General features: G+C 63.7%; 1 protein-coding gene. It reads left to right on the top strand.

What is annotated here, in order from left to right:
* Positions 1-1,055, top strand: a 1,055-nt coding sequence (locus AC1D1F_RS24765) for a calcium-binding protein (protein WP_477700888.1), incomplete at both ends; no start/stop codon positions are given.

The following is a 1,055-nucleotide window of genomic DNA, read 5'->3' as shown; positions in this document are numbered from 1 at the left end:
AGCGACACCATCCTGGACTACGACGAGACCGCCGGCAATGTGGACACCGTGCGCTTTGACGGCACCGTGCTGGCCGGCGACGTCAGCCTCAGCCGCGACCAGACGCACCTGTACCTCAACATCGCGGGAACGGGCGAGCGCATCACCTTGGGCGGCTGGTTCTCTGGAGATGCGCGCCAGGTCGAGCGCGTTCAGTTTGCCGACGGAACCGTCTGGGACCAGGCGGTGCTGGCCGCCGCAGCCGCTTACGTCGGCTCCGAAGGTACGGATATCTTTACCGGAAGTGCAGCCAACAACAGCTTCGAYGGCGAAGGTGGTTACGACTACTTYATCGACRTGGCAGGCGGCAACGACGTGTACCTGTACAGCCGCGGAGACGGCTCGGACGAGATATACGACCAGGATGCCACCGCAGGCAACATCGACACCGTCCGCTTCGACGCCAGCGTGCTGGCCGGCGACGTCACCGTCACCCGMGACCTGCACAACCTGTACCTGAACATCTCCGGCGGCACTGACCGCATCAAGCTCAGGAACTGGTTYGACGGCGAGCAGTTCAAGATCGAGCAGGTCCAGTTCGCCGACGGCACCGTCTGGGACCAGCAAACCCTGGCCAGCACGGCAACTCCCATCACCATGACCGTGGTGGGCACGAGCGGCGACGATTACCTCTCAGGCGGCTTCGGTAACGACACCTTGCAAGGCCTGCAAGGCACCGATCAACTCTACGGCGCCGAAGGCAACGACGTCTACCTGTATAGCCGGGGAGACGGCAGCGACACCATACTCGACTTCGACGAGACCGTGGGCAACGTGGACACCGTGCGCTTTGATGGCACCGTACTGGCCAGCGACGTCAGCCTCAGCCGAGACTCGCAGAACCTGTACCTGAACATCAACGGCACGGGCGACCGCATCACCTTGGTGAGCTGGTTCTTTAACGACGCGCGCGTGGTCGAGCGGGTCGAGTTCGCCGACGGCACGGTCTGGGACCAGACGGTGCTGGCCGCCACGCACGACTACGTCGGCGCCGAGGGTGATGACATCCTGGTGAG

The organism is Polaromonas sp. P1_H6, assembly GCF_056405195.1.
This window is presented reverse-complemented; position numbering and strand designations above follow the sequence as displayed.